The sequence below is a fragment of the Streptomyces sp. NPDC001157 genome (genome assembly GCF_053598255.1).
This window is the reverse complement of sequence record NZ_JBSFJW010000003.1, coordinates 53,705-76,705: the sequence shown is the minus strand read 5'-3', so window position 1 is coordinate 76,705 and position 23,001 is coordinate 53,705. Positions and strand designations below refer to the sequence as shown.

Annotated in this window: 17 protein-coding genes; 8 read left to right on the top strand and 9 right to left on the bottom strand. The window is 69.7% G+C overall.

Annotated elements, in window-relative coordinates; genetic code table 11:
- Positions 1-96: 96 nt before the first annotated feature.
- Entirely contained in the window at positions 97-1,554 is a 1,458-nt protein-coding gene (locus ACWDAG_RS06430) for an aldehyde dehydrogenase (protein ID WP_450694462.1), read from the top strand.
- Positions 1,555-1,560: 6 nt separating this feature from the next.
- Positions 1,561-1,794 carry a ferredoxin gene (locus ACWDAG_RS06425; RefSeq protein ID WP_450694461.1) on the top strand — a complete coding sequence of 78 codons (234 nt, stop codon included), beginning with the start codon at positions 1,561-1,563 and terminating at the stop codon, positions 1,792-1,794.
- Positions 1,795-1,800: 6 nt separating this feature from the next.
- Here ACWDAG_RS06425 and ACWDAG_RS06420 read toward each other — a convergent pair whose 3' ends face one another.
- Entirely contained in the window at positions 1,801-5,415 is a 3,615-nt protein-coding gene (locus ACWDAG_RS06420; RefSeq protein WP_450694460.1) for a hypothetical protein, read from the bottom strand.
- A 167-nt stretch (positions 5,416-5,582) separates the two neighbouring features.
- Between ACWDAG_RS06420 and ACWDAG_RS06415 the strand changes: the two genes are divergently transcribed.
- Positions 5,583-5,756 carry a hypothetical protein gene (locus ACWDAG_RS06415; RefSeq protein ID WP_450694459.1) on the top strand — a complete coding sequence of 58 codons (174 nt, stop codon included), beginning with the start codon at positions 5,583-5,585 and terminating at the stop codon, positions 5,754-5,756.
- Positions 5,757-6,081: 325 nt separating this feature from the next.
- Here ACWDAG_RS06415 and ACWDAG_RS06410 read toward each other — a convergent pair whose 3' ends face one another.
- Positions 6,082-9,381 (bottom strand): NACHT domain-containing protein, encoded by a 3,300-nt coding sequence (locus ACWDAG_RS06410; protein WP_450694458.1) that lies wholly within the window; start codon positions 9,379-9,381, stop codon positions 6,082-6,084.
- A 701-nt stretch (positions 9,382-10,082) separates the two neighbouring features.
- Positions 10,083-10,727, bottom strand: coding sequence for a TetR family transcriptional regulator (locus ACWDAG_RS06405; protein WP_450694457.1), 645 nt, complete (start codon positions 10,725-10,727; stop codon positions 10,083-10,085).
- Between the two features lie 209 nt (positions 10,728-10,936).
- On the opposite strand from ACWDAG_RS06405, the gene ACWDAG_RS06400 reads away from it, so the two are divergent.
- Genes ACWDAG_RS06400 through ACWDAG_RS06390 form a run of 3 tightly spaced genes read left to right on the top strand, consistent with a single transcriptional unit; the run spans position 10,937 to position 14,123 of the window.
- The gene (locus tag ACWDAG_RS06400; RefSeq protein WP_450694456.1) at positions 10,937-12,313 is read left to right on the top strand and encodes a glycosyltransferase family 4 protein; all 1,377 of its coding nucleotides are present in this window, start codon (positions 10,937-10,939) and stop codon (positions 12,311-12,313) included.
- The gene (locus ACWDAG_RS06395) at positions 12,307-13,056 is read left to right on the top strand and encodes a class I SAM-dependent methyltransferase (RefSeq protein ID WP_450694455.1); all 750 of its coding nucleotides are present in this window, start codon (positions 12,307-12,309) and stop codon (positions 13,054-13,056) included. The genes ACWDAG_RS06400 and ACWDAG_RS06395 overlap by 7 nt, the downstream gene beginning before the upstream one ends.
- Complete coding sequence (locus tag ACWDAG_RS06390; RefSeq protein ID WP_450694454.1) at positions 13,053-14,123, top strand: prenyltransferase/squalene oxidase repeat-containing protein; 1,071 nt, start codon at positions 13,053-13,055, stop codon at positions 14,121-14,123. The genes ACWDAG_RS06395 and ACWDAG_RS06390 overlap by 4 nt, the downstream gene beginning before the upstream one ends.
- 25 nt (positions 14,124-14,148) lie before the next feature.
- On the opposite strand, the gene ACWDAG_RS06385 is transcribed toward ACWDAG_RS06390, so the two are convergent.
- The 6 genes from ACWDAG_RS06385 to ACWDAG_RS06360 all read right to left on the bottom strand — a co-directional run bounded on the left by ACWDAG_RS06385 (position 14,149) and on the right by ACWDAG_RS06360 (position 20,036).
- Positions 14,149-14,436, bottom strand: a complete 288-nt coding sequence (locus tag ACWDAG_RS06385) for a hypothetical protein (RefSeq protein ID WP_405873382.1) — start codon at positions 14,434-14,436, stop codon at positions 14,149-14,151.
- A gap of 55 nt (positions 14,437-14,491) precedes the next feature.
- Complete coding sequence (locus ACWDAG_RS06380; protein ID WP_450694453.1) at positions 14,492-15,502, bottom strand: LLM class F420-dependent oxidoreductase; 1,011 nt, start codon at positions 15,500-15,502, stop codon at positions 14,492-14,494.
- 119 nt (positions 15,503-15,621) lie between these two features.
- The gene (locus ACWDAG_RS06375; RefSeq protein WP_450694452.1) at positions 15,622-16,401 is read right to left on the bottom strand and encodes a hypothetical protein; all 780 of its coding nucleotides are present in this window, start codon (positions 16,399-16,401) and stop codon (positions 15,622-15,624) included.
- 83 nt (positions 16,402-16,484) lie between these two features.
- Complete coding sequence (locus ACWDAG_RS06370) at positions 16,485-17,456, bottom strand: N-acetylmuramoyl-L-alanine amidase (protein ID WP_450694451.1); 972 nt, start codon at positions 17,454-17,456, stop codon at positions 16,485-16,487.
- 22 nt (positions 17,457-17,478) lie between these two features.
- The gene (locus ACWDAG_RS06365) at positions 17,479-18,132 is read right to left on the bottom strand and encodes a class I SAM-dependent methyltransferase (protein WP_450694450.1); all 654 of its coding nucleotides are present in this window, start codon (positions 18,130-18,132) and stop codon (positions 17,479-17,481) included.
- A gap of 167 nt (positions 18,133-18,299) precedes the next feature.
- Positions 18,300-20,036, bottom strand: a complete 1,737-nt coding sequence (locus ACWDAG_RS06360) for an MFS transporter (RefSeq protein WP_450694449.1) — start codon at positions 20,034-20,036, stop codon at positions 18,300-18,302.
- Between the two features lie 216 nt (positions 20,037-20,252).
- Here ACWDAG_RS06360 and ACWDAG_RS06355 point away from each other — a divergent pair, with 216 nt between their 5' ends.
- Together ACWDAG_RS06355 and ACWDAG_RS06350 are read left to right on the top strand one after the other, a co-directional pair.
- Complete coding sequence (locus ACWDAG_RS06355; RefSeq protein WP_450694448.1) at positions 20,253-21,443, top strand: lipid-transfer protein; 1,191 nt, start codon at positions 20,253-20,255, stop codon at positions 21,441-21,443.
- A 64-nt stretch (positions 21,444-21,507) separates the two neighbouring features.
- Complete coding sequence (locus tag ACWDAG_RS06350; protein WP_450694447.1) at positions 21,508-22,947, top strand: MFS transporter; 1,440 nt, start codon at positions 21,508-21,510, stop codon at positions 22,945-22,947.
- Positions 22,948-23,001: the final 54 nt, after the last annotated feature.

Here is a 23,001-nt window from a genome sequence, read left to right as displayed (position 1 = left end):
AGTCGTGTGCGGCCCGTGGACTCCTCCGAGGGGAACTGGTATCAGTGCCGTATCTGATGAACCGTCAGAGACAGGCGCTCCGGGAGGCAGTCGGCCATGACCGAGCTCGTGGAACACGGACAGCTGTTCATCGGCGGGGAGTTGACCGACCCCCTCGGCAAGGACGTCATCGAGGTGATCTCGCCGCACACGGAGGAGGTCATCGGGCGGGTGCCGCACGCCTCGCGGGAAGACGTCGACCGGGCCGTCGCCGTCGCGCGCCGCGCCTTCGACGAGGGGCCCTGGCCGCGGATGACCCTCGACGAACGGATCGAGGTCGTCACCCGCATCAAGGACGCGATCGCCGTACGGCACGAGGAGATCGCCCGCGTGATCTCCTCCGAGAACGGCTCCCCGTACTCCTGGAGCGTCCTCGCGCAGGCGCTCGGCGCGATGATGGTGTGGGACGCGGCGATCACGGTCGCCCGGAACTTCACGCACGAGGAGCAGCGCGACGGTGTGCTCGGGAAGATCCTGGTGCGGCGGGAGCCCGTCGGGGTCGTGGCGGCCGTAGTCCCCTGGAACGTCCCGCAGTTCGTGGCCGCCGCCAAGCTCGCACCCGCGCTGCTCACCGGCTGCACGGTGGTGCTCAAGCCGTCGCCCGAGTCGCCGCTGGACGCGTACATCCTGGCCGACATCACCCGCGAGGCGGGCCTGCCCGAGGGGGTGCTGTCGATCCTCCCCGCGGACCGCGAGGTCAGCGAGTACCTGGTCGGGCACCCCGGGATCGACAAGGTCGCCTTCACCGGTTCGGTGGCCGCGGGCAAGCGCGTGATGGAGGTGGCGTCCCGCAACCTCACCCGCGTCACCCTGGAGTTGGGCGGCAAGTCGGCGGCGGTCGTCCTGCCGGACGCGGACGTGGCGACCACCGTCGCGGGCGTGGTCCCGGCGGCCTGGATGAACAACGGCCAGGCCTGCGTGGCCCAGACCCGCATCCTCCTGCCGCGCTCGCGCTACGACGAGTTCGCCGAGGCCTTCGCGGCGGCGGCGAGCGCCCTGGTCGTCGGCGACCCGCTGGATGCGGCGACCCAGGTCGGCCCCCTCGTCGCCAGGCGCCAGCAGCAGCGCAACCTCGACTACATCCGCATCGGCCAGGAGGAGGGCGCCAAGATCCTCACCGGCGGCGGCCGCCCGCCGGGCCTGGACCGCGGCTGGTACGTCGAGCCGACCCTCTTCGGCGACGTCGACAACTCGATGCGGATAGCGAGGGAGGAGATCTTCGGCCCGGTGATCTGCCTGCTCCCGTACGGCGACGAGTCCGAGGCCCTGAAGATTGCGAACGACTCCGACTACGGGCTGAGCGGCAGCGTGTGGACGGCGGACGTCGGGCACGGCATCGAGGTGGCGCGACAGGTCCGCACCGGCACGTACTCGGTGAACACCTTCAGCCTCGACATGCTCGGCCCCTTCGGCGGCTACAAGAACTCGGGCCTGGGGCGGGAGTTCGGCCCCGAGGGCTACGGCGAGTACCTCGAACACAAGATGATCCATCTCCCGGCGGGCTGGGAGGGCTGAGCGACCATGGGCGACCGCTGGCACGTCGAGGTCGACCGCTCCGTCTGCATCGGCTCGGCCCAGTGCGTCCACCGGGCGACCGCCGCCTTCCGCCTCGACTCCGCCATGCAGTCGCATCCCGTCGAGCCGGAGACGGACGCCAACGAACGCATCCTGGAGGCTGCGGAGAACTGCCCGGTGGAGGCGATCGTGATCACGCTGTTGGGGAGTGGGGAACCGGTGTTCCCGCCGGAGGAGTAGCTCGCCTCACCATGGTGTCTGTTCGGGGTCGCGCCAGGTCCATTCGATCTGCTCGAACTCCTCCACGTAGGCCCCCTCGGGCAGCGCGGCCCGCAGGGGGCCCAGGTCCGAGGGGCGCAGGAGGCCGAAGGCGCGGGCGGGCAGAGCTGCCAGCAGCTTCGGGGCGTTCGCCTTCAGCCAGTCGTCGAGATCCAGTTCCGTGGCCAGGCGCAGGAGCGTGACGATGGCCGCGGGGTGGGTCGAGGCTGTTGTGGCCAGATCGAGGTTCTCCAGGACGCGATCGAGGTGGTGGGCGCCGGTCTGGCCGCGTAGCGAGCCCGACCACTTCCACGTCAGGGTGGAGTGGCTGATGTGGGTCAGCTCCTCAAGGTAGCCGACGGCGCTGCCACGCCTGATGAAGAACTTGCGGAGCGGGGCCAGGGCGTGAATGAGGTCGGGGCCTCCGCGATCCAGGGCCTCCCGCACGATGCGCAGGAGCAGCCGCTCCGTGTCCTGAGAGGTTGCCCGCTCGTCCGACAGCGCCCGGCACAGTTCGGTCAGCACGGACGCGAGTGCCTCGGCGGGCAACGTAGGGGCGTCATGGACCAGTTGGCGCAGCACAGAGTCCAGGTAGGGGGACACTTCGTCGCCGTCGAGCGATCGCATGGCCCCCAGGCACGTTCTGTACAGGCCCGGCAGCTCCCAGGGGTCGTAGACGTTTCTGGTCAGCAGGGCGAGGAGCGCGTGGACCGGGGACCGGGGGCCGGACAGGATCCGCGCAGCGTCAGGTAGCTGGAGCAGCATGGGGTAACCGAGGTGCAGCAGAAGGTCGGTGTCGAAGTCCCCGGCGAACGTGCTGCGCCTGATCAGACGTGTGATGCCCGTCGAGTCGAGTCGAAGCTGCATCCGCTCCGGCAGGGGATCCGGTGCCGTATCGGTGGTCGGCCAGCGGAGTTCATGATGGACGAGTGGCGTCCGGCGAGTACTGATCAGCAGATCCGGAAACAACGGCCCGCCGTCATCGAGGCGTCTCATACGGCGTTCGAGGCTGAGCGTCGAGCAGAACAGATCCCATGAGCTCCCGGACAACTGAGCCTGCCACCCCAATGCGTGCCGCCGCCAGCCGGTGACCGTCTCGTCCTCTGCCCCGATCAGGTCCGAGGCGTGCACCTCGCCCGCCGCGAGCACCATGACCAGCAGGAGATTGGCCTCGTACACCGCTTCCCGGTACCGCCGGGGAACCCGTAGCGGGCGGTACTTCGTGTGCGTACGGTCCTCCGGGTCCCACTTTGTCGCCCGGAACAGGCCGATGAGCGCTTGGACCAGGACCGTCGGCGGCCGGTCCGTCGGCCACGCCTCCAGCCGGTCCCGCAGGTTCTGCATCAACTGGGCCCGGTCGGTGAGCGGGGTGAAGGACAGCAGTGCGTACAACTCCCCGTCGTTCACGGGAGATTCGGCGTCCACGAGCCGCCGTAGCGCCTGGTCGACAAGCCTCGCGGCCAAGTGCTCGCCGAAGGTCGCGTGCATGAACTCGTAGCTGCGCAGCCGTTGTTCCGTCACGACGGCCTGTGCCTCGTGCACGAAGAAGAACCGTCCGAAGAGCAGGCCGGAATCGTCCGGTGCCGAGGTGTCGAGCGTTGCCAGGTCCAGGCCCGCCTTCTGACCGCTGATGGACTGGGCGCCGCGGTGGAACATGCCGAGGGCGATCACCGACAGGCGATGCAGTTCCCGTTCGACGGCCGCGTCTGTCTCCGCCGGAGGCAGCGGGCCGTCCTTCTCGACCTGGCGGCGGACGAACTCGGTGAGCAGCCGGTCGTACAGCTGCGTTCGGCTGATGTCCTCCTCGCGCAGCCGCTGGAGCCCGTTGCCGACCGCGTCGTAGAGAGCGAGCATCAGCAACAACAGGGGCTGGGCGGCCAGTTCATGGTGGGCGAAGACGTCTGCCATGGCCAGCGGGCGCAGGCCCAGCCGGGTCAGGTAGTCGGTGTTCGCGGTGTTCCAGATGGACAGCCAGCGCGCGATCTGCGGTTGTCCGAACGGCTCCAGACGCAGCACCTGACTGGTCTGCGGAATGACCGCGCGGTCCGCGACGACCGTGCGGCTCGTCACGATCACGATCAGGGGGCGGCCGAGCTCCGCCTCCCGTCGCTGGAAGCGTTCGACCTCCTGCAGATATCCCCACTGCCGTGCCGCGTCGAGCCGCTGGGCACCCGCCTGGAGCAGCTCGTCGAAGCCGTCCAGCAGCACCACCGGGATCACCCCGGGCTCCGCCTCCGACCAGTCCGGCCAGCTCGCCGACCGCCCCGTGGCCCGCTTCAGGGCGTGCTCCAGCTGCGTCTGCACATCGGCCTCTGCCGGCGTGTACCGCAGCTCGACCGGCAGCGGACGGAATTCGCCCGTCGGCAGCCGGGCCGCCAGGAGTCTGGTCAGCAGCGACTTGCCGGCACCGGGGTGGCCGAGCACGAGGAGAGGGGAGAGCAGGGCGGGCAGACCGAGCAGGTATGCAGCGAAGAAGTGCTCGACGGTGTCGTACGCGGGCTGCTGTGCCCACCACTTGTCGGAGGCGATGCCCCGCTCGAAGCCCTCCGGCCCTTGCGGGGTGGCCAGCCGAAAACGTGGGTTGACGTACCCCTGTGCCAGGCTGGGCAGCCGTGGGCCGGGCGAATCGAGCGAGGCGATGGGGTCGCGCAGCCGAGGACTTTCGGCCCGAAGGTGCATGTCCTGACCGGCGCATTCGGCCAGCAGCGCCTCCAGCCCGGCCAGTCCGGTCGCGTCCGGCCCGTCCGCGGTGGCCCGTACGACGGTGCCTCGCGGAGCGGAATTGAGGGCGAACTCAGGGCAGGACAAGGTCAGCCGGGTGACCGACTGGACGCAGTGGACGTAGCGCGCCCGCTGCTCGGAGTCGTTGCTGTCACTCGTGTCGTCGGTGTCCGTCCGGTCGGGTTCCGGCGGCTGGAGCGCCTCGCGCGTGAGAAGCCGTACGAAGTCCTCGGCGCCCAGCTGGGACAGATGTTCCGCGCACTGGGTCAGTGCCTCCGCCAGTGCCACCCTGGCGGCCCGGAGGAGCGCGCCACGCGCCAGGCCGTGCACGGCTCGTACCCGCTGCGGGAAGCCCTCCAGAAGGGCGTCCAGGACGTACGGCGGGCGGCTGTCCCCGTGCAGCGGCTCCAGCAGTCCGTCCGCCGTGTCCATCAGCTCCGTACGGCCGTCGGCCAGCAGGGAGACCGCCTTGTCCACCCCCATGTCGAGGCAGTCGGCCGCGTCGAGGACGGGTGAGGCGGCAGGGGCGGGAGGGGGAGGCGTGACGGAGAGCGGCGCAAGGGGACCGGCCGCGGGCGTCGTCCGCGTGCGTTCCACAGCGCGTTCCAACTCGGCGTGCCGCCCGCGCCACCACTCGACGTCCGGGCGCGGTCCCACCGACCGGGACCGCACCGTGTGCCGTTGTGCGCAGAGGCCGACGATCAACCGCACCTCATCCCAGTCCGGAGCGGTACGCCGTCTCCCGCCCAGCAGCTCCGAGACCGAGCTTGCGCCCCGGCCGAGCGCCTGCGCGATCTCCGCCTGCGCGACACCGCAGGCGCGCACCAGGCGGCGCAGTTCGGCACAGAAGTCCGCGACGGGACCCGCGGGCGGTGTGGCCAACTCCCAACCCCTTCGGCGCGGTTCGGCGGATACCTCCGAAGCGTAGGGCCTGACCTGCGTCTTCCGCTGGAAGTTCGGCGGGAGTCGGGATCGGGCCGCGCCCCGGTACGGGCGGGTGATCGTCGGGACGCAAGCCGTCCCGTAACCGTCGCACCCGGAGAAACACCATGACGTTCCCGTCGCTCCCCCTGCCGTTCCTCTGCACGGCCACGCTCGTCTTCGTAGCCGTCTACGGAGGTGTCGTCCTGCCCGCCGTGTGGTCCCGTCGCCCGGCCCGCCGTAACGCAGCCCTCAAGGTGCTCACGGAGCTCCTCGGCGCCTTCCGCCACCGAAGGCGATGACCACGGAGGTCCCCCGGTACCCGTCGGCCGGGGCGGGAGGCAGCGAAAAAAGTAAGCTTTGGGGGGTTCTGTATTCCTTCAGCCGTTCTATTCTCGTATTGGCCTACGGGACGAGTGAGGGAGTTCGACCGGAGTAGCCGACTTCGGCGAGACGCATCCGCATCCGCTGGGGCCGACGTCGACGGTCGGGCTGAGAGGCCGGAAGGCAGTGGTCAGGCCGGAAGGCGACCCCCAGAACCTGATCCGGGCAATGCCGGCGAAGGGAACCCGTCTCGTAGGTTCTTGACACCCCTCCCGGCGTTGCTCTTGGTGATCGGAGGGCACCTCAAGGTGACGAAGGGTTCGGGTCTCGCCAGACCCGCTCCATCTCCTCGAACTCGGTGGCGTACGCACCCTCCGGCAGCGCGGTCCGTAGATGGGCCAGGTCCGAGGGGCGCAGCAGACCAAAAGCCGTGCTGGGGAGCGCGCCGAGAAGCTGCGCCGCGTGCTCGCTCAGCCAGGTGTCGAGACCGAGTTCCGCAGCGAGGCGGAGCAGGTCGATGACGGCGGAGGGGTGGGTGACGGCGACTGCGGAGAGGTCGACTTCGCTGAGCAGACCGTCGAAGCTGCGGGCTGCGGCCTGACCGCGCCAAGTGGAAGAGGCCGACCATTGCCAGGTGCGGGTGGAGTCGCTCAGGTGGGTCATGAGCAGCAGGTGGTGCAGTGAGGTGTGGCGACTGTTCCCGGGGTCGGTGTCCCGGACGAACGCCCCCCGCAAGGAGTCGACCGGGTCGGCCAGTAGACGACTTCCGCGGGCCAGGGCGTGGCGGATGCAGTCCAGCAGCGGCTGCTCCATTGCCCGGGTGAGGGAGACCTCGCCGTCCAGGAACGCTTCGCCCAGCTTGGACAGCGCAGACGCAAGTACTTCGTCGGACATTGCGGGGGCGTCGTGGACCAGATGACGCAGCACCGCTTCGATATAGGGCCCGCGCTCCTGCCGCGCCAGCATCATTATGTGTTCGAGGCACTCGCGGTACAGGTCGGGCAGAACCGTGGGCGCGTACACATCGCGTGTCAGCAGGGCGACGAGTGACTGAGCGGCTGATTGGATTCGCCTGTTTGAGTCCACGCTGAACAGCGAGATGGTGCTCGGCAGCTGGAGCAGTACCGGGTAGCAGACATGAAGCAGCAGCTCGATGTCCTGATCGCCGACGAACGAGACGCGCCTGATCAGATCCGGAAGGCCCGTGTCGGAGAGCCGATCCTCCAGATTCCCCGCCAGAGGCTTGGGGGCCCGGGGCGGGGAATTTCGGAGCGACCAGTTGAGCTCATGATGGACGAGCGGTGTCCGGCGTGTACTGATGCGCAGATCGGTCCTCCGCTCGCCGGTGTCCGTCAGAGTGGCGTGCCAGCAGTGCTCCGCGACGAGAGCCGAGGTCAACGCGGTCCAGGATGCACTGGACAATTGCCCCTGCCAGCCCAAGGCATGACGTCGCCAGCCGTCGACCGCGTCGCTGTCGGGCTCGATGAGCTCCGAGGCGGACACCTCGTCCGCCATCAGGACGACGATCAGCACCAGGTTGGCCTCGTACACCGCGTTCCGGTACGTCCTCGTCAGCCGGATCGGGGTGTGCGGCACGGCCGTCCGGTGTTCGGGCTCCCACGCGGCCGCGCGGAACAGGTCGATGAGTGTGGGTACCAGGCCGGTGCGCGCCTGGTCCGGCCAGGCAGCGACCATGTCGTGCAGGTTCTGCAAGAGCTGCGCCCGGTCGGTCAGCGGGGCGAAAGACAGCAGCGCGTACAGTTCGCCGTCGTCGGGCGTGGTGCGCAAACCTGCGGCCACGATGTCGGCGATCCCCCGCAGTGTCTTCTCGATCAGCCGGGCGGCCAGGTGCTCGCCGAAGGTCGCATGCATGAACTCGTAGCTTCGTAGTCTCTCCTCTGAGACGACGGCCTGCGCCTCGTGCACGAAGAAGAAGCGCCCGAACAGCAGCCCCGAGCCCTTCTCCGTGTCGCCGGGTGCCGAAGCGCCCAGCGCCTGCAGATCCCTGTCGGCCTCCTCGCTGCCAATGGACTGAGCTCCGCGGTGGAACATCCCGAGGGCGATCACCGACAGGCTGTACAACTCCTGTTCGACCGCGACGGCCGCCTTGTCGGGGGGCAGCGGTCTGTCCTTGTCCACCTGGCGTCGGATGAACTCCTCGAGCATCCGGTCGTACAGCTGGGTCCGGCTGATTCCTTGGTCACACGATCGGTGCAGCTTGTTGTCGACCGCGTCGTACAGCGCCAGCATGAGCAACAGCAAGGGCTGCGACGCAAGTTCGAGGTGGGAGAGTATCCCTTCCAGGGCCAGCGGCTGCACGCGGTGTCGTTCGAAGTAACCCGCGTTGGTGGCGTTCCAGATGGCGAGCCACCGCTTCAGCTCTGGCTCCTCGAAGGGTTCCAGGCGCACCACGGGGCTGCTTCGGGGGATGTCCGCACGGTCGGCGACCACCGTGCGGCTCGTCACGATCACGATCAGCGGTCGACCCAGCCGCGCCTCACGCTGTTGGAAGGCCTCGATGCCCTGCAGATAGTTCCAATGTCCTGCGGAACCGAGCCTTTGTGCCCCGGCTTGCAGCAGTTCGTCGAACCCGTCCAGCAGGACCACAGGCACCGGCCCCGACTCCTGCGCCGACCAGTCCGGCCAATGGACTTGCCGGCCCTTCTCCTCTCTCAGCGCATGCTCCAACTGCGATTGCAGGTCCGCTTCCGCCGGGACATGCCGCAACTCCACTCGCAAAAGGCGGAACTCACGGGTCGGCAGCCGCGCGCTCAGCAGCTTTGTGAGCAGTGACTTCCCGGCACCCGGGTCACCAAGCACGACGAGAGGTGTGAGCAGGGCGGGGAGGCCAATGAAGTGGGCGGCGAGAAAACGCTCCATGCCGTCGTGCGACGGTTGTAGCTTCCACCACTTGTCCGCGGCCAATCCGTCGTGTGACGAGCCGTACCGGTCGGCCAGCCGGAAACGAGGGTTGATGTAGCCCTCCGCGAGGCTCGGGGCTTGAGGGCCGTGGGAGTCGAGTTCGGCAATCGGACGGCGCAGTTGTGATCGGTCGGTGACGGAGAACTCGTCGTCCCGTACAGCGAATTCCGACAGAAGATCCCCCAGGCCGGCCAATGCGGTTGCAGCCGGGCTGTCCAAGGTATCGCCCAGAGTCACGTTGGGCAGGTCTGTCACCAACGCGAACTCAGGGCATGACGCGGCTAGCGGGGTGGCCAGGCGGACGTAGTCGCGGATGACATGCGGTACTGCTTCGGCGGGGAAATAGTGGGGGAGGGTGCGCGCTGGGGAGGCGTAGGCCATGTGCATGCCGGCTGCCAGGCTTCGGATGCGACGAGTGGCTTCCTCGCGGCTCGGGGTGTCCTGCACGACTGCCGCCGCCACGAGCACCACCCGCGCGGCCTGAATCAGGGCAGCGCGTTCGACACCATGCGCTGCCCGTACACGCTCTGGGAAGTGCCTCAGCAGGTCATGCAGGATGCCGGGCTCGTTCTGCGTCCGCCCGCTCCGCCTCCCGCGAGGCGGACTCATCAGCGTGTCGACGGCGGCTACCAGCTCCATACGGCCAGTGGCCAGCATGCGAACCGCTTCCTCGACACTCATGCTGACGCTGTCTCCTGCACTGAGCTCCAGAGGGGGAGTGGTACGAGCGGACAGCCGTCGGGCCGGGCCCGGGGCTGTTTCGGCCCTTCGTTCCAACTCCGCGTGCCGACTCTTCCACCATCGGACGTCCAGGTTCACGGTCGGTGGCGGTGAGGCTGTTCCGTTCTGCTCCGCGCACAGCGTGACGATGAGCCGCACCGTTTCCCAGTCCGGCACCCTCTGACGCCGCCCGTTCAGCAGCTCCGAGACTGAGCTGGTGCTCTTCAGGCCGAGCGCTTCGGCGATCTTTCCCTGTGGCACACGGCACTTGCCCACAATGCGATTCAGCTCGGTGCAGAAGTCCGCGATGGGACCCGTCGGTGGTGTGGCCAACTCCCAACCCCTTCGGTGCAGTTCGGCGAGCCATTCCGAAGCGTACGGCCTGACCTGCGGGGTTTGCCCCGGGTTCGGCGGGAGTCAAGGTTGTGCCTGGGTGAACCGGCCCGGGGCGACTCTCGTTCGGCACACGGCCGACCATCGTCCTGGAGCAAGCCCCCGGCGTTCCCGTTTTCCGACTGCCTGTACCACCAGCGGTGGCTGTCTTCGCCGCGCTCCATGCGGGCGTCGCCCTTCCGGCCGTCTGGTCCCGCAAGCCGGCCCGACGGCAGGCAGCGCTCAGGGTGCTGACCGGCTGCCGGCGCGCTGCGTCGTTGGAGTGGGTGTCAGCGGGAGCGCCCCTCCGGATCCGTGAGGTCGATCAGCCGGCACACCGTCTCGATGTCGATCTTGACCTGGGCGATGGAGGCGCGGCCCGAGAGCCAGGTGATCAGGGCCGAGTGCCAGGTGTGCTCGATGACACGGACGGCCGAGAGCTGCTCGGCGGTCGGGTTCTCCAGGCCCATCGCGTCCAGGATGATCACGGTGGTCTGACGGGAGACCTGGTCCACCTCGGGCGAGACGCTGCGGTCGGCGAAGGTCAGCGCGCGCACCATCGCGTCCGCCAGATGCGGCTCGCGCTGCAGCGCGCGGAAGGCCCGCATCAGGGTCTCGGCGACCCGCTCGGCCGCCGTCTCCCCCTGCGGCGGCTTCTTCCGCAGCGTGCCGTGCATGTGCTCCAGCTGGTCCTGCATGGTGGCGACCAGCAGATGGATCTTGGACGGGAAGTAGCGGTAGAGGGTGCCCAGCGCCACCTGCGAGGACTCCGCGACCTCGCGCATCTGCACCGCGTCGAAACCACCCCGGCTGGCCAGCTGCGCGCTCGCGTGCAGGATGCGCCGACGACGCGCCTCCTGCCGCTCCGTGAGGGGCGGGGAGGCCGGCTGCGAGGTACGTGCTTCCACCTTGGCCACCTTCGCTTGCGCAGGCATGGATCCCGTCCGTGACAGTCGGTGAGGGCTGGTGATCGCACCGAGTTTGGCAGGGCCTTTGCCGTGGCGCGAATCACCTGATCCACTGCTCACCGCGCCCCTACCTGCCGGTAGATTCAGAGCCTCCTGGACGATCAAGTCTGAAACTTGTTCTAGATTAGCGTCCCGGCGTAATCTCGCGGGACAGTGCACGCAGAAGGGGGCCCAGAGTGACCGCTGAGGCCAGTCAGGCGGGTCCCCAGGAGGACCTCGCCGCCGACGGCGAGCGACCGCTCCACATCGCGCTCCTCACCTATAAAGGGAACCCGTTCTGCGGCGGCCAGGGCGTCTACGTCCGCCACCTCTCCCGCGAGCTGGCCCGTCTCGGCCACCGCGTCGAGGTCATCGGCTCCCAGCCGTACCCCGTCCTCGACGAGGGCGCGGACCACGCGGGCCGCCTGAGCCTCACCGAGCTGCCGAGCCTCGACCTCTACCGCTCGCCGGACCCCTTCCGCACCCCGGGGCGCGACGAGTACCGCGACTGGATCGACGCGCTGGAGGTCGCCACCATGTGGACCGGCGGCTTCCCGGAGCCGCTGACGTTCTCGCTGCGCGCCCGCCGCCATCTCCGCGCCCGGCGCGGCGAGTTCGACGTCGTGCACGACAACCAGACGCTCGGCTACGGGCTGTTGGGCGATGTGGGCGCGCCTCTGGTCACCACCATCCACCACCCCATCACCGTAGACCGGCAGTTGGAACTGGACGCCGCCGAGAACTGGCAGCAGCGGTGGGGCAAACGGCGCTGGTACGCCTTCACCCGCATGCAGAAGCGCGTCGCCCGCCGCCTGCCCTCCGTCCTCACCGTCTCCGGCACCTCGCGCGCCGAGATCATCGACCACCTCGGCGTACGCGACGACCGTATCCACGTCGTCCACATCGGCGCCGACACCGACCTCTTCTCGCCCGACCCGTCCGTCCCCGTGGTGCCCGGCCGGATCGTGACGACGTCCAGCGCGGACGTCCCCCTCAAGGGCCTGGTGTTCCTCGTCGAAGCACTGGCGAAGGTCCGCACCGAGCACCCCGACGCCCACCTGGTCGTCGTCGGCAAGCGGCCCGCCGAGGGGCCCGTCGCCCAGGCCATGGAGCGCTACGGCCTCGAAGGCGCCGTCGAGTTCGTGAAGGGCATCTCGGACGCCGAACTGGTCGACCTGGTCCGCTCGGCGGAGGTCGCCTGCGTGCCCTCCCTGTACGAGGGCTTCTCCCTCCCGGCGGCCGAGGCGATGGCCACGGGCACGCCGCTCGTCGCGACCACCGGCGGTGCGATTCCGGAGGTCGCCGGGCGGGACGGGGAGACGTGCCTCGCCGTGCCGCCGGGTGATTCGGGGGCGTTGGCGGCAGGGCTGAACCGTCTCCTGTCCGACCCGCAACTGAGGGCGCGGCTCGGTCGCGCCGGGCGTGAGCGGGTGCTGCGGCACTTCACATGGGCGCGCGCCGCCGAGGGCACGGTGGCCCGGTACCGAGAGGCGATCGGCGGGTCCGCCGCCAAGAATCCCGGCCGCTTCGCGGCCTCAGAGGCTGTCTACTCCGAAAGCAGGGCCACGTGCTGACCGTCGACTTCTCCCGGTTCCCGCTCGCCCCGGGCGACCGCGTCCTGGACCTCGGCTGCGGGGCCGGCCGGCACGCGTTCGAGTGCTACCGGCGCGGCGCCCAGGTCGTGGCGCTGGACCAGAACGGCGAGGAGATCCGCGAGGTCGCGAAGTGGTTCGCCGCGATGAAGGAGGCCGGTGAGGCCCCGGCGGGCGCCACCGCGACGGCGATGGAGGGCGACGCCCTGGCGCTGCCCTTCCCCGACGAGTCCTTCGACGTCGTCATCATCTCCGAGGTCATGGAGCACATCCCGGACGACAAGGGCGTGCTCGCCGAGATGGTCCGGGTGCTCAGGCCCGGCGGCCGGATCGCCATCACCGTCCCGCGCTACGGCCCCGAGAAGGTCTGCTGGGCGCTCTCCGACGCCTACCACGAGGTCGAGGGCGGCCACATCCGCATCTACAAGGCCGACGAACTGCTCGCCAAGATCCGCGAGGCGGGCCTGAAGCCGTACGGCACGCACCACGCCCACGCGCTGCACTCGCCGTACTGGTGGCTGAAGTGCGCGTTCGGCGTCGACAACGACAAGGCACTGCCGGTGAAGGCGTACCACAAGCTCCTGGTCTGGGACATCATGAAGAAGCCCCTGGCCACCCGGGTCGCCGAACAGGCCCTCAACCCCCTGATCGGCAAGAGCTTCGTGGCCTACGCGACCAAGCCCCACCTGCCGAAGCTCAACGAGGCCGGGACGGACGCCAAGTGACGACCCCCCGGACAGAACACCTCGTCCTGCCCGGGGTCCTCACCGCCGAGCAGGCTGCCGCGACCGTCCGAGGCATCCTCGCCGTACAGCGGGAGGACGGGGCGATCCCGTGGTTCCGGGGACACCACCTGGACCCCTGGGACCACACCGAGGCCGCGATGGCCCTGGACGCGGCGGGCGAGCACGAGGCCGCCGAGCGGGCGTACGAGTGGCTCGCACGGCACCAGAACACAGACGGCTCCTGGTACGCGGCCTACGCCGACGGGGACGCCGAGGACATCACCGACCGCGGACGCGAGACGAACTTCGTCGCGTACATCGCGGTGGGCGTGTGGCACCACTACCTCTCCACAGGCGACGACACGTTCCTGGACCGCATGTGGCCGTCCGTCTACGCGGCCATCGAGTACGTGCTGCGGCTGCAGCAGCCGGGCGGCCAGATCGGCTGGAAGGGCGAGGACGACGGGACGTCCACCACGGACGCACTGCTGACCGGCTCCTCCTCCGTCCACCACGCCCTGCGCTGCGCACTCGCCGTCGCCGAACAGCGTGAAGAGCCGCAGCCGGACTGGGAGCTGGCGGTCGGAGCCCTCCGCCATGCGATCCGACGCCACCCGGAGCGGTTCCTCGACAAGGACCGCTACTCGATGGACTGGTACTACCCGATCCTGGGCGGCGCGCTCACCGACGCGGAGGCCAAGTCCCGTATCGAGGAGAGCTGGGACCGCTTCGTCGTCCCCGGCCTCGGCGTGCGCTGCGTCGTCCCCAACCCGTGGGTCACCGGCGGCGAATCGGCCGAACTCGCCCTCACCCTCTGGGCGATGGGCGAGTCCGACCGCGCGCTGGACATCCTTCAGTCGATCCAGCACCTGCGGGATCCGGAGACCGGCCTGTACTGGACGGGCTACGTCTTCGAGGACGAGGCGATCTGGCCCCAGGAACTGACCACCTGGACGGCGGGCTCCCTGCTCCTGGCGGTCGCCGCCCTCGGCGGCCACGAGGCGACCTGCACGGTGTTCGGCGGCGAGCAGCTGCCCAGGGGGCTGGACCCGGACTGCTGCGCCTGACTTCCGGGCGCGGCCGGACGGGTGGTCAGTGCCGGGTCATCCGTCCGGCGATCGCGTGGCCGACGAACAGGTAGACCACCGCTGCCAGGCCGTAACCTGCGATCACGCGGGCCCAGGCCTTGTCGAAGGTGAACAGGTCACGCGACCAGCCGGCCAGCCAGTTGGCCGCGTTGTGGACGAACTGCACCAGGTCGTTGGCACGGTTGGCGTCCAACAGGTACATCAGGATCCACAGGCCCAGGATGAGGGCCATGATGTCGGCGACGATCGCTATGACCGCGCCGGCCCGATTGCCGCTGCTATATCGAGACATACTTTCCGGATTGCCGCCGAATCCTGTATGAAACCCGAACGGGTTTGACCGGTGGCTACGAGTTGAGCTCCGCCAGCACCCGAAGCGACGCCCGGTCCGGGGAGAGGGCCAGCAGATCCGTCACCGGTCCCTTCCGCCACATCTCCAGCCGCTCGGCGATCCGTTCACGCGGCCCGACCAGCGAGATCTCGTCCGCGAAGGCATCGGGAACGGCAAGGACGGCTTCCTCGCGCCGCCCGGTCAGGAACAGCTCCTGGATCCGGCGGGCCTCTTCCTCGTACCCCATGCGCGCCATGAGATCGGCGTGGAAGTTACGGGCCGCATGCCCCATGCCGCCGATGTAGAAGCCGAGCATGGTCTTCACGGGCAGCAGGCCTTCGCGTACGTCGTCGCAGACCCGGACCTGTGCCATGGGGGCGACGAGGAAGCCGTCGGGGGCATCGGTGAGGGAGGCCTCGTAGACCTCGGGACGGGTGGGCGACCAGTACAGGGGGAGCCAGCCGTCGGCGATACGGGTCGTCTGCGCGACGTTCTTCGGCCCTTCGGCACCGAGGAGGACGGGAAGGTCGGGACGCAAGGGGTGCGTGATGGACTTGAGGGCCTTGCCGATGCCGGTGCCGTCCGGGCCGCTGTACGGATGGGAGTGGAAGCGGCCGTCGAGAACGACCGGCCCCTCCCGCCTGAGCACCTGCCGCACGACGTCCACGTACTCCCGGGTCGCGGTCAGCGGCGACTTCGGGAACGGCCGCCCGTACCACCCCTCCACCACCTGCGGCCCCGACAGCCCCAGCCCGAGCATCATGCGGCCACCGGAGAGGTGGTCGAGGGTGAGGGCGTGCATGGCGGTGGTGGTCGGCGACCGGGCGGCCATCTGCGCAACGGCCGTACCGAGCTTGATCGTTGAGGTCTGCGCCGCGATCCAGGTCAGCGGGGTGAAGACGTCGGATCCCCAGGACTCGGCCGTCCACACGGAGTCGTACCCGAGCCGCTCGGCCTCCTGCGCGAGCGGTACGTGGTCGGGGGAGGGGCCGCGGCCCCAGTAACCGAGGGCGAGACCGAGTCGCATGGCGCCTCCATCAGGTATCTGACGGTCAGTCAGTTATGGGGCCGGGAGCTGCGACTGTACGACAACGACCCCCCGCCCGGAAGGGCGAGGGGCCGTTGGCTGCCCGTTCTTGGCGGGCGTCAGCCGCGCTGGATCCCGGAGGTGTCCTGCAGCACGCCGCGGCGGCCGTCCTGCGTCTGGGCGACCAGGGCCGGGCCGCGCTGCTCGACGGCCAGGTACCAGGTGCCCGGCGCGAGTTCGGCGATCGGCGTGGGCGAACCGTCCTCCGCGAACAGCGGCCGCGGCACCGGAACGGCGAACCAGAACGGCGAGAAGTCCCCGGCCGGCGGCTGCGGAGCCTGCGCCTGCTGCGGCTGGGCACCCCCGTAGGGCTGGCCGGGCTGCGGCTGTCCGCCGTAGGGCTGCTGCTGTCCGGCACCGGGGTAGCCATAGCCACCGGGGGGCTGGGCGCCGTAGGGCTGGGGGGCCTGGGGCTTGGGGGCCGGGATCAGGGCCGCCTGGAGTGCGGGGACGAGGGGAGTGGCGACGGCGGCGCCCGCCAGGACCAGGGCGGCGATGAAGCCGAGGACGAGGCCGGCGGCGGGGCTGGTGTTCTTGCCGCTGTCGACCAGGTACCAGAACAGGGTCCAGGCCGAGAGGACGCTGAACGCCACGCCCGCCACTCCGAGGTCGAGCCCGGCGACCTTGCGCGGCTGCGGAAGGCAGCGGTTGACGACGATCAGTGCGGCGCCGATGACCCCGCCCATGAACACGCCGAGACCCGTGCCGAGTGTGTCCCACGCGTTCACGTCGATGTCGAACCCGGACACGCTGTAGAGGTTGAGGAACGACGCGATGAAGAGCAACACCGCTGCTCCGATCACCACGCCGTCGCCTCGTGTGAGGGAGCGGATATTCACTTCAGGTCCTTCGTAAGTCGTCTCGTCGTCGGTAGACACTATCGTCCGTCCGAGCAAGGCGTCCGCCGGGATCGGCCCGCTGATCACGAACCGTGCAGGAAACTCACGATTCCATCAGAAATTCCTTGCGCGGCCTTCTGTCGCCAGGCCCCGCTGGTGAGCAGTGCCGCGTCCTTGCTATCGCGCATGTTCCCGCATTCGATGAACACCTTGGGAACCGTTGACAGATTGAGACCGCCCAGGTCCTTACGCGTGACGAGGCCGGTGCCGTCGCCGATGTAGTTGGAGGGCGGTTCACCCGTGACGCGGACGAAGTTGCCCGCGATGCGCTCGCCGAGGGCGGCGGAGGAGGCGACGATGGGGCGGGTGTCGGCGGCGCCCGCGTGGACGGAGCCGGGAAGGATGACGTGGAAGCCGCGGTTGCCGGCCGCGGAGCCGTCCGCGTGGATGGAGATCGCGGCGTCGGCGTGGGCCTTGTTGCCGATCTGCGCCCGCCGGTCCACGCAGGGGCCCCAGACGGGGGAGTTGCCGTCGTGGGTCAGCTTCACCGTGGCGCCCTGCTTCTCCAGCAGGGCCTTCAGGCGATGGGACACGTCCAGGGTGAACTGGGCTTCCGTGTAGCCCGAGTTGGTGGACGTACCCGTCGTGTCGCACTCCTTCTTGTTCGTGCCGATGTCCACCTTGCGGGCGATCTCGGTGGCGTGCTGGAAGTTGCCGGGGTTGTGGCCCGGGTCGATGACGACGACCTTGCCCTTGAGGGGGCCGGAGGCGGCGGGAGCCGACGAGGTGGGGGAGGCGAGGGTGGGCGCCGTGCTGCCCGGATTCCTGTCGTCGCCGGCGGGGGAGGAGGCGGCCGCGCCGGACGTCGCCACCGCGGAACTCCGTACGGTGGCGTGGGCCACCCCGCCGCCGTCGTCCCCGCTCCCGCCCACGACCGCGTACACGAGCCACCCGAGCAACGCGCCCGGCACGAGCGCGGCGACCGCCACGGTCAGGGGGCTGCGCCGGGGGCGGCGGGGCTGGGGAGGATCGAAGTCCGGGCCTACGTACGACACGTCTGCGACTCTAACCGGGCCCTCAGATCCCCGCTCCCGTTCGCCGCAGGACGCGCAGCGAGTCGGTCACCGAGACCTCCGTGAACGCGCCGGACTCCAGTGCCCGCAGGTAGACGCGGTACGGCGCCTGGCCGGTGAACTCGTCCTTCGGGTCCGGGAAGACGTCGTGGATGAGGAGCAGGCCGCCTTCGGCCACATGGGGGGCCCAGCCCTCGTAGTCGGCGGTGGCGTGCTCGTCGGTGTGGCCGCCGTCGATGAAGACCAGACCGAGGGGAGTCCGCCAGAACTTCGCGATCTGCGGGGAGCGGCCGACCAGTGCCACCACATGCTCCTCCAGACCGGCCTTGTGGAGCGTGCGGCGGAACGTCGGCAGCGTGTCCATCAGGCCGATCTCCGGGTCCACCGTCTCCGGATCGTGGTAGTCCCAGCCCGGCTGCTGCTCCTCGCTGCCGCGATGGTGGTCGAGGGTCAGCGCGGTGACCCCGGTCTCGCGGGCGGCATCGGCGAGCAGGATCGCGGAGCGGCCACAGTACGTACCGACCTCCAGCAACGGCAGCCCCAGCGCCCCCGCCTCGACAGCGGCCGCGTAGAGCGCCAGCCCCTCATCGACGGGCATGAACCCCTTCGCCGCTTCGAACGCGGCCAGGATCTCGGGCTTGGGGGCGGCCGCGGGCATGCGGGTCCTTTCGGTCGTACGTGTCCAGGCGCCAATGTTGCCGCACCCCCCGTCACTTCCGTGGCAGGGGGGTGCAGCAAGGGCTCTTAAGGGGCGCGGGGAACTGCGCGACCAGCCACGACACATCCGCAGACGCAAGGTGACATGTCGAGGCAACCCGTTAGGCGCTACGCGCTCACCGTCTCTTCCGGCAGCGACAGATCCAGATCCACCGCCCGCTCCTCACCCCCGTGCGTCGCAGACGAAGCCAGCGGCCCATGCCCCACAGCCCGTGCGGCCAGCACATACGCCCCCTCGGCCGGCACGGCCAGCACATAGCTCCCGTCCTCGTCGGACAGCGTCGCGCCCGCCTGGCGGCCACGCCGATCGATCAGCGTGACCTTGGCACGGGCCACCGGAGAGCCGTCCGCGCCGAGCACCCGGCCACGGAACCCACGCAGCACTTCCTCCGCGCGCTCCACGACGGCGTCGTCCTCCTCGCTGCTCGCAAGCAGCTGCGGCGCCCGGTTCGGCTTCGGAAGGAAGAGGGCCATCAGCAGGCCCACGGCGACCGCGCCGGTCGCGATCAGGAAGGAGACGCGGAAGCCGTGCATGGTCGGGATCTCGACACCGCCGACGTTGTTCGCCGTGTTGGCCAGCACCATGCCGATGACGGCGCTCGACACGGACGTACCGATGGAGCGCATCAGGGTGTTGAGCCCGTTCGCCGCGCCTGTCTCGGAGGCCGGGACCGCGCCTACGATCAGTGCGGGGAGGGACGAGTACGCGAGGCCGATGCCCGCGCCCAGCACCACCGCGATGACCAGGCTCTGCCAGGCCGCACTCATGAGGCCCAGCCCCGCGCCGTAGCCGATCGCGATGATCAGCATGCCGAGGATCAGGGTGAACTTCGGGCCGTACTTCGCCGACAGACGGGCGTAGACCGGCGCCGTGAACATCATCGTCAGGCCCAGCGGGGCCACCAGCAGGCCCGCGACGACCATCGACTGGCCGAGGCCGTAGCCGGTCGCCTTCGGGAGCTGGAGCAGCTGGGGAAGGACGAGGGAGACGACGTAGAAGGAGACACCGACCATGATCGAGGCCAGGTTGGTGAACAGCACGGCAGGGCGGGCCGTCGTCCGCAGGTCCACCAGCGGGGCGCTCGTACGGAGTTCGAGAACGCCCCAAAGCACGAGTACGACGGCCGACGCACCGAACAGGCCGAGCGTCGTGCCCGAGGTCCAGCCCCAGTCGCTGCCCTTGGTGATGGGGAGGAGGAAGAGGACCAGGCCGGCGGAGAGGCCGAGTGCGCCGAGCAGGTCGAAGGAGCCCTCGGCGCGCATCGGGGACTCCGGTACGACCAGGAGGGTGAGGAGGATCGAGAGGGCGCCGAGGCCCGCGGCGCCGTAGAAGAGGGCGTGCCAGTCGGCGTGCTGGGCGACCAGGGCCGCGAGGGGCAGTGCGAGGCCGCCGCCGACGCCGATGGAGGAGCTCATCAGGGCCATGGCCGAGCCGAGCTTCTCGCGGGGCAGCATGTCGCGCATCAGGCCGATGCCGAGCGGGATGGCGCCCATGGCGAAGCCCTGGAGCGTACGGCCGGCGATCATCGTGAGCAGTTCGCTGGTGAGGGCGCTGACCAGGGCGCCGACCACCATCACGGCGAGGCTGAGGATCAGCATCCGCCGCTTGCCGTAGAGGTCGCCGAGGCGGCCCATGATCGGGGTGGCGACGGCTCCCGAGAGAAGCGTCGAGGTCAGGACCCAGGTGGCGTTGCTGGGTGCGGTGTCCAGCAGCTGCGGCAGGTCCTTGATGACCGGGACGAGCAGGGTCTGCATCACCGCGACAACGATGCCCGCGAAGGCGAGCACCGGGACCACGGCCCCGCTCGCCCGCCGGGCGGGCTGTTCGGTCGTCGTGTGCGTCATTGAGTGAGGCCTCCAGGCCGGTACGAGATGAAGAGCTGTGCGAGATAAGTGGTGGGTAAACCTCGTATGCACAGGCAACTATTCCGTTGCTTCAGGTCTCTAATGAATTCTTGACCCGGTCATGGGAATCTGATCAGTCGTCAGGCCTGGCGGGTTGGTGGAGCGTGTTCTAGTCTCGCGCGCCATGAAGGCATACCGCGCAAGGCATACCGCGCCATGAAGGCTTACGTCGTCGGGGTGGGTATGACCCGGTTCGAGAGGCCGGAGACCCGTGACTGGCAGTACTGGGACATGGTGCGGGAGGCAGGCGCCGCCGCCCTGGCCGACGCCGGGATCTCGTACGGCGATGTGGAACAGGTTCCCGTCGGGTACTGCTTCCAGCCCTCCACCGCCGGGCAGCGCGCCGCGTATGAGCTGGGTCTCACCGGCGTGCCCGTCTACAACGTCAACAACAACTGCGCGACCGGCTCGACCGCGCTGATGCTGGCCCGGCAGCTCGTCGAGGGCGGGGCGGCCGACTGCGTACTGGCGCTGGGCTTCGAGAAGATGAAGAAGGGGGCGCTGGGCGGGGGTGCCGACAGCGGGGACTTCTCCACCTCACCCGTGGCCCGGCACTACGGCATCATGGCCGCCCGCCACGGCTTCGAGATGACCCCGCCCACCGCCCAGATCTTCGGCGACGCGGCCCGTGAGCACATGGAGCGGTACGGCACGACCGAGGCGCAGCTCGCCGCCGTGGCCGCCAAGAACCACCGGCACTCGGCGCACAATCCGTACGCGCAGTTCCGGGACGTGTACGAGGTGGACGACATCCTGGCCGCGCGCACGGTCCACCGGCCGCTGACCAAGCTGCAGTGCTCGCCGACGTCCGACGGCGCGGCGGCCGCGCTCGTCGTCTCCGAACGGTTCGTGGAGCGGCGGGAGCTGGGTGCGAAGGCCGTCGAGATCGTCGCGCAGGCGATGACGACCGACACGGAGGAGTCCTTCGCGTCCGGGTCGTGCATCGACGTCGTGGGGCAGCCGATGTCCCGGGAGGCGGCGCGGCAGGTGTACGAGCGGTCCGGGCTCGGGATCGGTGACGTGGACGTCGTAGAGCTGCACGACTGCTTCTCCGTCAACGAGCTGTTGACGTACGAGGCGCTCGGGATGTGCGGGGAGGGGGAGTCCGGGAAGCTCGTCGAGTCGGGGGCGACGACGTACGGCGGGCGGTGGGTGGTGAACCCGTCCGGCGGGCTGATCTCCAAGGGGCATCCGCTGGGGGCGACCGGGATTGCCCAAGTGGCCGAGCTGGTGTGGCAGTTGAGGGGGGAGGCGGGAGAGCGGCAGGTGCCGGGGGCGCAGATCGGGCTCGCGCACAACATCGGGCTGGGCGGAGCGGCTGTGGTGACGCTCCTGCGGGCGGTGTAGGTCCTGCGGAGGAGGACCCCGTGGGGCGAAATCCCGATGCAAGGGGCGTAAGCCGGTTGAGAGCATGACAGACATGTTGGAAGCCGCTGACGTCACCCGAAGCTCGTCCCGCCGTACCGCCCCTCCCACCTGGCTGGTCGTGGCGCTCGCCTGCGCCGGGCAGTTCCTGGTGGTGCTCGATGTGTCGGTCGTCAATGTGGCGCTGCCGTCGATGCGGGCCGACCTGGGGCTGAGCCCGCAGGGGCTGCAGTGGGTGGTGAACGCGTACGCGATCGCCTTCGCCGGGTTCATGCTGCTCGGCGGGCGGGCCGGGGACTTGTACGGGCGCAAGCGGATGTTTCTGGTGGGGCTCGCCCTGTTCACGGCGGCCTCGCTGGGCGGCGGGCTGGCGCAGGAGGGCGGTCAGCTGCTGGTCGCGCGGGCCGTGCAGGGGCTGGGGGCTGCGGTGCTCGCGCCCTCGACGCTGACCATTCTCACGTCGGCCGTTCCGGAGGGGGCCGCGCGGGCGCGGGCGATCGCGACCTGGACCGCGGTCGGTGCCGGTGGTGGAGCCGCCGGCGGGCTGGTCGGCGGGGCGCTGGTGGACGGGCTGTCGTGGCGCTGGGTACTGCTGATCAACGTGCCGGTCGGCGCGCTGGTGCTGGCCGGCTCGACACGATGGCTGGTGGAGAGCCGGAACGGGGACGGGCGGCGGCTCGATCTGCCGGGCGCGCTGCTGGTGACGGCGGGACTCGGGACGCTGGCGTACGGGATCTCGCAGACGGAGGCGGAGGGGTGGACGGCGGCGGCCACCATCGTGCCGCTGGCCGCCGGGCTTGCGCTGATCGCGCTGTTCCTGGTCGTGGAGGCGCGTACGGCGGCCCCGCTGATGCCGCTCGGGCTGTTCCGGGTGCGGGCCGTGTCGTCCGCGAACGCGGCGATGTTCGTCAACGGGTCCGCGATGTTCTGCATGTGGTTCTTCATGACGTTGTACGCGCAGAACGTGCTCGGCTACACGCCCTTCGAGGCCGGGCTGGCGCTGGTGCCGAGTTCCCTGGCGGTGCTGCTCGGGTCCAAGTCGGCGCCCCGATTCATGCCGGTGTTCGGCGCGCGGAACGTGGCCGTGCTCGGGACTCTCCTGGCGGCGGTGGGCTTCGCCTGGCAGTCGATGATGACGCCCGAGGGCAACTATGTGACAGAGATCATGTTCCCGGGGATCCTGATGATGCTGGGGGCGGGGCTCACGGCGACCCCGCTCGCAGCGCTGGCGACGTCGGGGGCGGCTCCGGGGGAGGCCGGGCTGGTGTCCGGGCTGGTCAACACCTCGCGCACGATGGGCGGGTCGCTGGGGCTGGCGGTGATGTCGACGATCGCGGCGACGCGCACGGCGGGCAGCGGTGCTCCGGGGGCGCTCACGGAGGGGTACGCGCTGGTGTTCCGGACGGGCACCGGGGTGCTGCTCGCGGGGGCGGTGCTGATGCTGGTGTGGCTGCCGCGCAGAATTTCCGCGAAGCCGGCGAAGTAGTCGGGGGAGCGAGGCAACGGTTTGAGCTGCCCATGGACTCCTTTACACATCTAG